12 protein-coding genes are annotated in these 11,994 nt (G+C 72.4%); 10 read left to right on the top strand and 2 right to left on the bottom strand.

Going from position 1 to position 11,994, the window contains the following annotated elements:
• Position 1 precedes the first annotated feature (1 nt).
• From nuoK to KCH_RS15830, 9 genes are all read left to right on the top strand, one after another.
• The gene (nuoK, locus tag KCH_RS15870) at positions 2 to 358 is read left to right on the top strand and encodes an NADH-quinone oxidoreductase subunit NuoK (RefSeq protein ID WP_035863615.1); all 357 of its coding nucleotides are present in this window, start codon (positions 2 to 4) and stop codon (positions 356 to 358) included.
• The gene (locus KCH_RS15865) at positions 355 to 2,319 is read left to right on the top strand and encodes an NADH-quinone oxidoreductase subunit 5 family protein (RefSeq protein WP_035863613.1); all 1,965 of its coding nucleotides are present in this window, start codon (positions 355 to 357) and stop codon (positions 2,317 to 2,319) included. The genes nuoK and KCH_RS15865 overlap by 4 nt, the downstream gene beginning before the upstream one ends.
• Positions 2,320 to 2,362: 43 nt before the next feature.
• On the top strand, positions 2,363 to 3,889 hold the full coding sequence (locus tag KCH_RS15860; protein WP_035863610.1) for a complex I subunit 4 family protein: 1,527 nt from the start codon (positions 2,363 to 2,365) through the stop codon (positions 3,887 to 3,889).
• A gap of 32 nt (positions 3,890 to 3,921) precedes the next feature.
• Positions 3,922 to 5,421 (top strand): NADH-quinone oxidoreductase subunit N, encoded by a 1,500-nt coding sequence (locus KCH_RS15855; RefSeq protein ID WP_035872268.1) that lies wholly within the window; start codon positions 3,922 to 3,924, stop codon positions 5,419 to 5,421.
• Between the two features lie 105 nt (positions 5,422 to 5,526).
• On the top strand, positions 5,527 to 6,384 hold the full coding sequence (gene htpX, locus KCH_RS15850; protein WP_035863607.1) for a zinc metalloprotease HtpX: 858 nt from the start codon (positions 5,527 to 5,529) through the stop codon (positions 6,382 to 6,384).
• Between the two features lie 88 nt (positions 6,385 to 6,472).
• On the top strand, positions 6,473 to 8,194 hold the full coding sequence (gene ctaD / locus KCH_RS15845) for an aa3-type cytochrome oxidase subunit I (protein ID WP_084223652.1): 1,722 nt from the start codon (positions 6,473 to 6,475) through the stop codon (positions 8,192 to 8,194).
• A 112-nt stretch (positions 8,195 to 8,306) separates the two neighbouring features.
• Positions 8,307 to 8,729 carry an SHOCT domain-containing protein gene (locus tag KCH_RS15840; protein ID WP_035863605.1) on the top strand — a complete coding sequence of 141 codons (423 nt, stop codon included), beginning with the start codon at positions 8,307 to 8,309 and terminating at the stop codon, positions 8,727 to 8,729.
• A 123-nt stretch (positions 8,730 to 8,852) separates the two neighbouring features.
• Complete coding sequence (locus KCH_RS15835) at positions 8,853 to 9,254, top strand: YccF domain-containing protein (protein ID WP_035863603.1); 402 nt, start codon at positions 8,853 to 8,855, stop codon at positions 9,252 to 9,254.
• Between the two features lie 81 nt (positions 9,255 to 9,335).
• Positions 9,336 to 10,106: a phosphotransferase enzyme family protein gene (locus KCH_RS15830; RefSeq protein ID WP_035863601.1), complete on the top strand. Its 771-nt coding sequence runs from the start codon at positions 9,336 to 9,338 to the stop codon at positions 10,104 to 10,106.
• On the opposite strand, the gene mug is transcribed toward KCH_RS15830, so the two are convergent.
• A complete protein-coding gene (mug, locus tag KCH_RS15825; protein ID WP_035863598.1) occupies positions 10,092 to 10,673 on the bottom strand; it encodes a G/U mismatch-specific DNA glycosylase in 582 nt (193 codons plus the stop codon). The two genes, KCH_RS15830 and mug, sit on opposite strands and share 15 nt — an antisense overlap.
• A 125-nt stretch (positions 10,674 to 10,798) precedes the next feature.
• Here mug and KCH_RS15820 point away from each other — a divergent pair, with 125 nt between their 5' ends.
• A complete protein-coding gene (locus KCH_RS15820; protein WP_035863596.1) occupies positions 10,799 to 11,236 on the top strand; it encodes a hypothetical protein in 438 nt (145 codons plus the stop codon).
• Positions 11,237 to 11,416: 180 nt separating this feature from the next.
• Here the strand turns inward: KCH_RS15820 and KCH_RS15815 are convergent, their stop codons facing one another.
• A complete protein-coding gene (locus tag KCH_RS15815) occupies positions 11,417 to 11,905 on the bottom strand; it encodes a YajQ family cyclic di-GMP-binding protein (RefSeq protein ID WP_035863595.1) in 489 nt (162 codons plus the stop codon).
• Positions 11,906 to 11,994 lie beyond the last annotated feature (89 nt).

The raw sequence follows: 11,994 nt of genomic DNA, 5'->3' as shown, positions 1-11,994 counted from the left end.
CGTGCACCTCGCCTACCCCGCCGTCCTCGCCGTGCTGCTGTTCAGCGTCGGCGTGTACGGCGTGCTCGCCCGGCGCAACGTCGTCCTGGTGCTGATGTCGGTCGAGCTGATGCTCAACGCCGTCAACCTGAACCTGGTCGCCTTCGACGTCTGGCTGCGCGACACCCTGCACGCCGGCCAGGCGCTCACCCTGTTCACCATCACCGTCGCCGCCGCCGAGATCGGCCTCGGCCTGGCCATCGTGCTGCTGGTGTACCGCACCCGTCGCACCGCCGCCGTCGACGAGGTCACCGCGCTCGGCGACCGCCACGAGGCCGACGACCTGGCCGACGCCGCTAAGGAGCAGGCCGCCGCATGAACCTCGCGCTGCCGATCCTCGTCCCCGTCCTGCCCGCGCTCGGCGCCGCCGCCGGCCTGGCCACCGGGCGCCGGTACCCCGGCCTGGCCCGCCCGCTGGCGGTGCTGCCGGTCGCCACCGCCGCCGTCCTGGCCCTGGTGACGGCCCTGCAGCTGGGCACCGGCGCCACCCTGGACGCCGCCACCCGGCTCGCCCCCACCGGCGGCCCGGAGATCTCGCTCGCCCTGCACCTGGACGGCTTCACCTCGCTGATCTCGGTGCTGGTCGGCCTGGTCGCCACCTGCGTGCAGATCTACTCCACCGCTTACCTGAAGGACGACCCGCGCTACCCGTCGTACGCGGCGCTGGTCTCGCTGTTCACCGCCGCGATGTTCCTGGTCGTCTACTCGGGCGACCTGATCGTGCTGCTGGTCGGCTGGGAGGTGATGGGCATCTGCTCGTACTTCCTGATCGGCCACCACTGGGAGACCGCCGACGCCCGGGCCGCCTCGCTGAAGGCCTTCCTGGTCACCAAGCTCGGCGACGTGCCGTTCCTGTTCGGCCTGTTCCTGCTGGGCGCCGACGCCGGGACGTTCCGGATCGGCGAGGTGCTGCGGACCGCCGCCGACGGCGGCCTGCACCACCCCACGCTGATCGCCCTGCTGCTGCTGGCCGGCGTGGCCGGCAAGAGCGCCCAGTTCCCGCTGCACACCTGGCTCCCGGACGCGATGGCCGGCCCGACGCCGGTGTCCGCGCTGATCCACGCCGCCACCATGGTCGCGGCCGGCATCTACCTGGTCGCCCGGCTGCTGCCGGTGTTCCTGCAGTCCTCCGCCGCGCTGGTGGTGCTGGCCGTGATGGCCGCCGTCACCATGGTCGGCTCGGCGCTGTGCGCGCTCGCCCAGGACGACCTGAAGCGCGTCCTCGCCTACTCGACGGTCGGCCAGCTCGGCTACATGGCCGGCGCGCTGGCCTCCGGCGACCGGCAGGCCGCGGTGTTCCACCTGGTCTCGCACGGCGCGTTCAAGGCGCTGCTGTTCCTCGGCGCCGGCGTGGTCATCCACGCCGCGCACACCAACTCGCTCAGCGCCATGGCGCGGATGGACGGCCTGCGCCACCGCATCCAGGACGCCCAGTGGACGATGGCCATCGGCCTGCTCGCACTGGCCGGCGTGTTCCCGTTCTCCGGCTTCTTCTCCAAGGAGTCCGTGCTCACCGCCGCCGAGCACGCCGCCCACGGCGAGGCCCTCACCGGCAGCCTCGGCCCGGCCTCCGCGGTGCCGACCGCCGTCGGCTGGACGGTCCTGGTGGCCGGCCTGCTCACCGCCCTGCTTACCGCCGCGTACGCGCTGCGGCTCTGGCTGGCCGTGTTCTACGGCCGCTCCCGGAACGGCAAGGACCTCGCCCCGCAGGCCGGCGCCCCGTACTCCCCGGAGATCGACGAGGCCGACCCCGCGCACCTCGAACCCGCCGCGATGCGCCTGACGCTGTGGGTGCTGGCCGTCCCCGCGCTGGCCTTCGGCCTCGCCGGGCTGCGCACCGACTGGCTGCCCGCGCTGCTCGACGGCGAGTCGCTGCGGGTGTCCTTCGCCACCGGCGTGCTCGGCACCGGCACCGCCGCCGCGGGCGTGCTGATCGCCTGGGCCGCCTGGCGCACCGTCAACGCCCGGGCCGCCGCCGGACAGCAGCCCGCCGACCCGGCCCGCCTGCTGCTCGGCCCGCTGTACCGGCCCGCCCAGCACGGCTTCGGCGTCGACCAGCTGTACAGCGCGGTGTTCGTCCGGCCCACCGAGGCCGCCGCCAGGCTGGTCCGCTTCCTGGACCGCGCCGTGGTGGAGACCTACGTCCGCGGCGCCGGTGCCGCGCCCGGCTGGCTCGGCCGGGCCGTGCGCTTCGCCCAGACCGGCAACGCCCAGGGCTACCTGACCGCGCTGCTCGCCGGCGCCGTCCTGCTCGCCGTCCTGGTGGCGGTGCGATCGTGACCCGTCCCCAGACCCCCGTCCCGGCACGTCCTAGGAGCCACCGATGAACGCGGTCCTCATCGCCCTCCTGGTGCTGCCGCTGCTCGGCGCCGCCCTGATGCTCGCCCCGATCGGCGACAAGCGGGCGCTGCGCCTCGGCACCACCGTCACCGGCGGCACCCTGCTGCTGGCGGTCGCGCTCGCCGCCGGCTTCGACCACGGCGAGCCGGGCCGGATGCAGGCCGTCACCGACGTGTCCTGGATCCCCGCGCTGGACGTCCGCCTGCACCTCGGCGTCGACGGCATCTCGCTGCCGCTGCTGGTGCTCACCGCGCTGCTCACCTTCCTGTGCGCGGTGTACTCGGTGAAGAAGCTCCCCGAGGGCCCCGGCGGCCGCGCCTTCACCGGCCTGCTGCTCCTGCTGGAGACCGGCATGCTGGCCACCTTCGCGGTGCTCGACCTGGTGCTGTTCTTCCTGGCCTTCGAGATCGTGCTGATCCCGATGTACTTCCTGATCTCCCGCTGGGGCAGCGGGAAGAAGGTCGCGGCCGCCAACCGGTTCATCCTGTACACCCTGCTCGGCTCCGCCGTGATGCTGCTCGGCTTCCTGCTGATCGGCGTCCAGGCCGGCACCTTCGACATGGTGAAGCTCGCCGACGCGCACGGCGCCGGCCTGTCCCACACCACCCAGCTGATCGCCGCGCTGGCGATCCTGGTCGGCCTCGCCGTGAAGGCCCCCGCCTGGCCGCTGCACTCCTGGCTGCCCGACGCGCACACCGCCGCCCCGACCGCCGGCTCGGTGCTGCTGGCCGGCGTCATGCTCAAGATGGGCACCTACGGCCTGGTCCGCGTCCTGCTGCCGATCGTCCCGGACGGCACCGCCACCTACGCCCCGTACCTGGGCGCGTTCGCCGCCGTCGGCATCGTCTACGGCTCGCTGGCCTGCCTGGCCCTGGCCCGGACCGGCGCCGGCGGCGACCTGAAGCGGCTGATCGCCTACTCCTCGGTCGGCCACATGGGCTTCGTGCTGCTCGGCATCGCCTCGCTCACCCCGACCGGCGTGAACGGCGCACTGTTCGCCAACATCGCGCACGGCCTGATCACCGGCCTGCTGTTCTTCGTGGTCGGCGCCGTCAAGGACCGCTACGGCACCGCCGACCTGGACACCCTGGCCGGCGCCACCGGCGCCGCCCTGTACGGCCGCGCCCCGCGGATCGGCGCCCTGCTGGCGTTCGCCGCCGTCGCCAGCCTCGGCCTGCCCGGCCTGGCCGGCTTCTGGGGCGAACTGCTCGCCATGTACGGCGCCTTCGACCCGGCCGCCGGACTGTCCCGGCCCGCCTTCGTCACCTACCTGGTGCTGGCCGGCCTCGGCACCCTGCTGACCGCCGCCTACCTGCTGGTCGTGGTCCGCCGGGTCTGCATGGGCGACCCGAAGCAGCCCGCCCCGGTCGCCGAGCTGCCCGACCTGCGCGGCTACGAGGCCGCCAGCTGGACGCCGCTCGCCGCGCTCACCCTGGTGGCGGGCCTGTGGCCGGCGCTGCTGCTCGCCCTCTCCGACCCGGCCGTCAAGCACCTCCTCGGGAGCGGCTGATGACCACCACTCACGACCTGGGGCAGCCCGTCATGACCTCGCTCGCCGTCGCCGACCCGGGCGGCCTGATCCAGTCCGTCGACTGGGTGGCCGTCGCCCCGCCGCTGATCGCCGCGCTCGCCGCCCTCGCCGTGCTGGTCGCCGACCTGTTCCTGCCCGAGGCCCGCAAGCGCCTGCTCGGGTGGCTGAGCGCCGCCGGCCTGCTCGCCGCGCTCGCCATGCTGCTGCCCCTGCTGGGCGGGACCCGCTCCACCTTCTGCTTCACGTCCGGCGGCTGCTCCTACACCGCCGACCACTTCGCGCTCGCCTTCCAGCTGCTCGCCCTCGGCGGCGCGCTGCTCACGGTGCTGCTCTCGCTGCACACCGTGGACGCCGAGAAGCTGCCCGGCGGCGAGTACTGGTTCCTGCTGCTCTCCTCCGCCTGCGGCGCCGCCCTGCTGCCCGCCGCCCGCGACCTCGCCACCCTGGTGATCGCCCTGGAGGTCGCCACCCTGCCCGCGTTCGCCCTGGTCGCGCTGCGCCGGGACGGCCGGGGCGCGGAGAGCGCGCTCAAGTTCTTCCTCTCCTCCGTCACCGCGACCGCCGTGATGCTGCTCGGCGTCAGCTTCGTCTACGCCGCCGCCGGGACGATCCAGCTCCAGGGCATCGCCGAGGGCCTCGCGCACGCCCCCGCCCAGCTGAAGCCGCTCGCCGAGGCCGGCGCGGTGCTCACCCTGGTCGGCTTCGCGTTCAAGACCGCCGCCGTCCCGTTCCACTTCTGGGTGCCCGACACCTACGTCGGCGCGCCGCTCCCGGTGGCTGGCTACCTGTCGGTGGTCGGCAAGGCCGCCGGCCTGTCCGGCCTCGCCCTGGTCACCACCGTCGCGTTCCGCCCGTACGGCCACACCTGGGGCCTGGTGCTGGCGGTGCTGGCCGCGCTGACCATGACGGTCGGCAACGCGGCGGCGCTGCGCCAGCGCGCCGGCACCCCGCACGGCGCGGTGCGGCTGCTCGCCTGGTCCTCGGTCGGCCAGGCCGGCTACCTGCTGGTGCCGCTGGCCGCCGCCGGGTACGCCGGCTCCGCCGATCCGCTGGGGGCGACGGTGGCGTACGCGCTGATCTACGGCCTGGTGAACCTGGGCGCGTTCGGCGTGGTCGCGCTGGTCGGCGGCTCGGGCCGGCTGGAGGAGTTCCGCGGGCTGGCCTCGCGCAACCGCTGGGCGGCGTTCGCGCTGGCGTTCTTCCTGCTCTGCCTGGCGGGCCTGCCGCCGGGCGTGGTCGGCCTGTTCGGCAAGGTCGTGGTGTTCCGGGCGGCCGTGGACGCCGGCCTGGGGTGGCTGGCCGTGGTGATGGCGGTGAACGTGGTGATCGCGCTCGCCTACTACCTGAAGTGGACCGCGCTGCTGTTCGCCCCGGCCGCCGGTCCGGCCGCCGCGCCGCGCCGCGCCCCGGCCCCGCTGAGCGCCGCGCTGGGCCTCGCGGCCTGTGGTGCGGTGGTGCTGTCGGTGGCTCCGCAGCTGGTGCTCCAGGTGGTGTCGGGCAGCCTGTTCTGACCTGTGGTCGAATGCCGGAGGGAACGAACGGGCCAGCTCGGCGCGTTGATCCCGGCAGAAGGAAGCGGCTCCACGGCTTCCCCCGGCACCACAGGAGGGCCCGCAGTGCACCGCCACCACAACGGATTGCGGACGGCCGTCCTGCTCGGCGGACTGTCCGCGCTGATCCTGGTGATCGGCAGCTTCTTCGGCCGCACCGGCCTGCTGGTGGCCCTGCTGATCGCGCTCGGCACCAACGCCTACGCGTACTGGAACAGCGACAAGCTGGCGCTGCGCGCGATGCGGGCCCGCCCGGTCAGCGAGATCGAGGCCCCGCAGCTGTACCGGATCGTCCGGGAGCTCTCCACCGCGGCCCGGCAGCCGATGCCCCGGCTGTACATCTCGCCCACCCCCGCGCCGAATGCTTTCGCCACCGGCCGCAACCCGCGCAACGCGGCGGTCTGCTGCACCGACGGCATCCTGCAACTGCTGGACGAGCGGGAGCTGCGCGGGGTGCTCGGCCACGAACTCAGCCACGTCTACAACCGGGACATCCTGATCTCCTCGGTGGCCGGCGCGCTGGCCTCGGTGGTGATGTTCCTGGTGAACTTCGCCTGGCTGATCCCGTTCGGCCGCTCCGAGGACGACGACGGGCCGGGCCTGTTCGGGATGCTGCTGATCATGATCCTGGGGCCGATCGCGGCGAGCCTGATCCAACTGGCCGTCAGCCGCTCCCGCGAGTACCAGGCGGACGCCGACGGCGCCCGGATCACCGGCGACCCGCTGGCCCTGGCCAGCGCGCTGCGCAAGCTGGACGCGGGCACCCAGCGGCTCCCGCTGCCGCCCGAGCCGCAGCTGCAGACCGCCAGCCACATGATGATCGCCAACCCGTTCCGGCCCGGCGAGGTCGGCGCGAAGCTGTTCTCCACCCACCCGCCGATGCGCGAGCGGATCGACCGCCTGGAGCGGATGGCCGGCCGCTGACCCCTTCGGGCGACGGCCCGGCGAGCGTCCGCCCGGGCCCCCGGCCCCGCTGGTAGTGCTGGACGCACTGCCAGACCCGAGGCCGGAGGTGCGGTGCGGTGACGATGCTGCCGAGCGATGCCGAACTGGGGGTGACCGGCCCGCCCGCCCGTCAGGCTCCCCGCCGCCGGTTCGGCCGGGCCTCCCGCCCCCGCCGGGCCGCGCGCTGGTGACCTGGCTGACCACCACCGACCACAAGCAGATCGGCACCCTGTACCTGGTCACCTCGTTCGCGTTCTTCCTGGTCGGCGGCGTGATGGCGCTGATCATGCGGGCGGAGCTGGCCCGGCCGGGCACCCAGATCGTCTCCAACGAGCAGTTCAACCAGCTGTTCACCATGCACGGCACGATCATGCTGCTGATGTTCGCCACCCCGCTGTTCGCGGGCTTCGCCAACTGGTTCATGCCGCTCCAGGTCGGCGCGCCCGACGTGGCCTTCCCCCGGCTGAACGCCTTCGCGTACTGGCTGTACCTGTTCGGCTCGCTGATCGCGGTCGCCGGGTTCGTCACCCCGAACGGCGCGGCGGACTTCGGCTGGTTCGCCTACGCGCCGCTGAACGACGCGGTGCACTCGCCCGGCATCGGCGCCGACCTGTGGATCATGGGCCTGGCGTTCTCCGGCTTCGGCACCATCCTCGGCTCGGTCAACTTCGTCACCACGGTGATCTGCCTGCGCGCGCCCGGCATGACGCTGTTCCGGATGCCGATCTTCGTCTGGAACGTGGTGCTGACCGCGATCCTGATCCTGATGGCCTTCCCGGTGCTGGCCGGCGCGCTGCTCTGCCTGGAGGCCGACCGCAAGTTCGGCGCGCACGTCTTCGACCCGGCCAACGGCGGGGCGATGCTGTGGCAGCACCTGTTCTGGTTCTTCGGCCACCCCGAGGTGTACATCATCGCGCTGCCGTTCTTCGGCATCGTCACCGAGATCCTGCCGGTGTTCAGCCGCAAACCGGTGTTCGGCTACTCCGGCCTGATCGGCGCGACCATCGCCATCGCGGGCCTGTCGATCACCGTGTGGGCGCACCACATGTTCGTCACCGGGCAGGTGCTGCTGCCGTTCTTCTCATTCATGACGCTGCTGATCGCGGTGCCGACCGGGGTGAAGTTCTTCAACTGGGTCGGCACCATGTGGCGGGGCTCGCTGAGCTTCGAGACGCCGATGCTCTGGTCGATCGGCTTCCTGGTGACCTTCCTGTTCGGCGGCCTGACCGGGGTGCTGCTGGCCTCCCCGCCGATCGACTTCCACGTCTCCGACTCGTACTTCGTGGTCGCCCACTTCCACTACGTGGTGTTCGGCACGGTGGTGTTCGCGATGTTCGCGGGCTTCTACTTCTGGTGGCCCAAGATGACCGGCCGGATGCTGGACGAACGGCTCGGGAAGATCCACTTCTGGACGCTGTTCGTCGGCTTCCACACCACCTTCCTGGTCCAGCACTGGCTGGGCGCCGAGGGCATGCCCCGCCGCTACGCCGACTACCTGGCCACGGACGGGTTCACCGCGCTGAACACCGTCTCCTCGGTCGGCTCGTTCCTGCTGGGCGCGTCGACGCTGCCGTTCCTCTACAACGTCTGGCGGACCGCCAGGACCGCCCCGCGGGTGCTCGTCGACGACCCGTGGGGCTACGGCCGCTCGCTGGAGTGGGCGACCTCCTGCCCGCCGCCGCGGCACAACTTCGTCACCCTGCCGCGGATCCGCTCGGAGTCCCCGGCCTTCGACCTGCACCACCCCGACGTCGCCGAGTTCGACCGGCTGCAGAACGACCCGCGGTGACGCCGCCCGCCCGACATGCGGCGTCCGTTTTGCGGTGATACGAATCGTTTCGTCCCTGTGCCGTGCGAGGTGCGGGGACGTTCCGGCTGACTGCGTGCGGGATCGGAGCGTCATGGACAACTACCCGTTGCTCAACATTTTCTGGACGATGCTGGAGCTGTTCCTCTGGATCCTCTGGTTCTTCCTGCTGTTCAAGATCATCACGGACATCTTCCGGAGCCACGACATGGGCGGCGGAGCCAAGGCCGCCTGGACGGTCCTGGTGATCCTGCTGCCCTTCCTCGGCGTCCTGATCTACCTGATCGTCCGCGGCGGCTCCATGCACGAACGCGACCTCGAACAGGCCAAACAGGCCGACGCCGCCTTCCAGGACTACATCCGCCGAGCCGCCGGCACCGGATCCGGCCAGGGCGGCGGCGCCGCCCCGTCCTCGTCCGGCCACGTGGACGACCTCGCCCGGCTGGCCGACCTCAAGAACAGCGGCGCCCTCTCCGAGGAGGAGTACCAGCGGGCCAAGGACAAACTGCTCACCTGACCGGCCCCGCACGGAAGGCCCGTCCCGGAGACGTTCCCGGGGCGGGCTCTCCGCTGTCCCGGGCCTGTCACAAGGCCGCTGCGCCGCCTCCCCAGCGGGGCCCGGGTGTGCAAGCCTGGAGGCATGAAGCTGGTCAACTTCCTGCTCAACGTCATCTGGCTGCTGTTCTGCGGCCTCTGGATGGCGATCGGGTACGCCGTCGCCGGGATCATCTGCTTCGTCCTGATCGTCACCATCCCGTTCGGCATCGCCTCCTTCCGGCTGGCCGGGTTCATGCTGTGGCCGTTCGGCCGCACCACCGTGGTCCGCGCCGACGCCGGCGCGCCGTCCTGCGTGGGCAACGTGATCTGGCTGGTGTTCGCGGGCTGGTGGCTGGCGATCGGCCACATCGTCACCTCGATCCCGCTGTTCCTGTCGATCATCGGCATCCCGTTCGGCTGGGCGAACCTCAAGATGGTGCCGATCTCGCTCACCCCGCTCGGCCGCGACATCGTCTCCACCGACCAGGGCTTCGGCGCCCGCTGACCGGAAAACCGGTTGGCAGCCGCCCGGGCCGGGATACAACCGGTCCGGTCCCGGCGGGCGGGGCGGACGAGGAGCGGGCACGTGGCGGACAGCGAGATCCTGACCGGCGGCGTCAACCGGGTGGAACGGATCGGCGACCGGGTGCTGCGGCCGACCGGGCCGTGGTCGCCCACCGTGCACCGGCTGCTCGGGCACCTGCGGGCGAACGGGTTCACCGCCGCCCCGGCGTTCCACGGAACGACCGCGGACGGCCGGGAGATCCTCGACTTCCTGCCCGGCGAGGTCTCCGACTACCCCGCCACCCCCGCCGCCGCCTCCCGCACCGCCCTGCTCACCGCGGCCCGCGTCCTGCGCGCCTACCACGACGCCACCGCCGGCTTCACGGGTGACGGCTGGATGCTGCCCGCCCGCGAACCCACCGAGGTGATCTGCCACGGCGACTACGCCCCGCACAACTGCGTGCTGGACGGCGAACGGGTGGCCGGCGTCATCGACTTCGACACCGCCCACCCCGGCCCCCGGCTGTGGGACGTCGCCTACGCGGTCTACCGCTGGGCCCCCACCACCGAGCCCGGCAACGCCGACGGCTTCGGCACCCCGGACGAACAGGCCGCCCGTGCCCGGGAGTTCTGCGACGCCTACGGCCTCGACCGGGCCGGCCGGGCCGGGCTGGTGGACGCCGTCGAAGCCCGCCTGCACGCCCTGGTCGCCCACATGCGGGCCGAGGCCGCGGCCGGCAGCGCCGCGTTCGCCTCGCACCTGGCCGACGGGCACCACCTGATGTACCTGGCGGACGCCGCGTACGTGGTGCGCGAACGCGACCGCTTCGAGCGGGCGCTACTGGGCGGCTGACGCGCCGTCGTCCTCCAAGTGCTCGCGCAGGGCCCGGAACTCGGCGGCGATCCCGTCCAGCGTGTAGTGCGCGTTCAGGCCGCTCGGGTTCGGCAGCAACCAGACCTCGGTGTCGCCGATCGACTCCGGCTGCCGGCCGACCGCCGCCCCCGGCCTGCCGAACGCGGCCCGGTACGCGCCGATCCCGAGCACCGCCAGGGCGCGCGGCCGCAGCCGCAGCACCCGCTCCACCAGCGCCTGGCCGCCCGCCCGGTACTCCTCGGCGGACAGCTCGGCCGCCTTCGCGGTGGTCCGGCCCACCACGTTGGTGATGCCCAGCCCCAGCGCGAGCAGCTCGTCCTGCTCCTCCGGCCCCAACTGCCGCGGCGTGAAACCGGACCGGTGCAGGGCCGGCCAGAAGCGATTGCCCGGGCGGGCGAAATGGCGGCCGGTGGCGCCCGACCACAGGCCCGGATTGATGCCGCAGAACAGCACCCGGAGGCCCGGCGCGGCCACGTCCGGAATGGTGGTGTCCTGGGCGGCGGCGAGCTGCTCGGCGGTCGGGCGCGGCGGGGGAGTACGGGTCACCGGACCACTCTGCCGCACCTCCGGCGGCGACGGGCACTTGATCCGTGCATGTCCGGCTATATCCGATGGATAGCCAGTTCGATTGTTTTCCAGACCTGACGACTTTTCGGACGGAGAATGGGGAGGTGCCATACGAACTGAACGCCCTGATCGCCACCGATGAGCTGATCACCGTCGTGGCGGCCGAGCTCCCGATCGCGCGGATCGCCCGCCTGCCCCACGGGCTGGCACTCATCCCGATGACGGACGAACTCCATCAGGCGCTCCACCATCCGTCCACCGCGCCCGACTACGACTTCAAGCGATTCCCGTCCGGATTCGCCATGCGGATCGCCGGCTGGTCCAAGGCCGCGCCCATCGCCTTCGCCGAGATCGACGCCGAACACCCCACCGGCCGGCGCGCCGCCCTCTGGTACGACGGCCGCGTCACCCTCGGCCCCCTCACCCCCGCCGACGGCGCCCCGCTCGCCCGCATCCTGCACGCCCTCGGCACCCCCGCCACCGCCCTGGCCGAACTCGCCGAAGCCCTCGAAGCCCACCGCCTTACCCCGACGGAGAACTGACGGCCGGTCAGGACGTGACGGGGCGGCGCCGCCGGCCTGGGTCACCCGTCGGGAACGACCGCACTGGGCGTCACCTCCCGACCCTCCCCAGGCAGCTGGGGCCCGCGAACGCCGGGAGGGCGCACCGATCGATCGGTGCGCCCTCCCGGGCCGGAGTACCGGCGTGTCGCCGGCGCCGGGTCAGCGGTAGTTGACGAACTGCAGCGCGAAGTCGAGGTCCTTGCCCTTCAGCAGGGCCTGCACCGCCTGCAGGTCGTCGCGCGACTTCGAGGTGACCCGCAGCTCGTCGCCCTGGACCTGGGCCTTGACGCCCTTGGGGCCCTCGTCGCGGATGATCTTCGCCACCTTCTTGGCATCCTCGGTGGTGATGCCCTCCTTGATGTCGGCGAAGATCTTGTACTCCTTGCCGGACAGGTGCGGCTCCGCCGCGTCCAGCGCCTTCAGCGACAGTCCGCGCTTCACGAACTTGGTCTGCAGCACGTCCAGGATCGCCCGGACCCGCTCCTCGCCGTTGGCCTTCATCTCGATCTTCTCGCCGGTCCGCTTGATCTCGGCGCCCACGTTCTTGAAGTCGAAGCGGGTGGCGATCTCGCGGGAGGTCTGGTTGATCGCGTTGTCGACCTCCTGCCACTCGACCTTCGAGACGATGTCGAAACTGGAGTCGGCCATGGGTGTTGGTCTCCTTGAACTACTGGCTGCACGGTCTGCGCCACCCGCCACCGGCGGGCGACGCCCCAGCCTATCCAGCCCCCGCGCCG

The sequence above is a fragment of the Kitasatospora cheerisanensis KCTC 2395 genome (assembly GCF_000696185.1).
GTDB lineage: Bacteria > Actinomycetota > Actinomycetes > Streptomycetales > Streptomycetaceae > Kitasatospora > Kitasatospora cheerisanensis.
This window is presented reverse-complemented; position numbering and strand designations above follow the sequence as displayed.

Bases quoted from the DNA above. Each gene is read 5' to 3' on its own strand.
- KCH_RS15865 (WP_035863613.1), top strand. From the start codon at position 355: ATGAACCTCGCGCTGCCGATCCTCGTCCCCGTCCTGCCCGCGCTCGGC.
- KCH_RS15860 (WP_035863610.1), top strand. From the start codon at position 2,363: ATGAACGCGGTCCTCATCGCCCTCCTGGTGCTGCCGCTGCTCGGCGCC.
- KCH_RS15855 (WP_035872268.1), top strand. From the start codon at position 3,922: ATGACCTCGCTCGCCGTCGCCGACCCGGGCGGCCTGATCCAGTCCGTC.
- KCH_RS15840 (WP_035863605.1), top strand. From the start codon at position 8,307: ATGGACAACTACCCGTTGCTCAACATTTTCTGGACGATGCTGGAGCTG.
- KCH_RS15835 (WP_035863603.1), top strand. From the start codon at position 8,853: ATGAAGCTGGTCAACTTCCTGCTCAACGTCATCTGGCTGCTGTTCTGC.
- KCH_RS15815 (WP_035863595.1), bottom strand. From the start codon at position 11,905: ATGGCCGACTCCAGTTTCGACATCGTCTCGAAGGTCGAGTGGCAGGAG.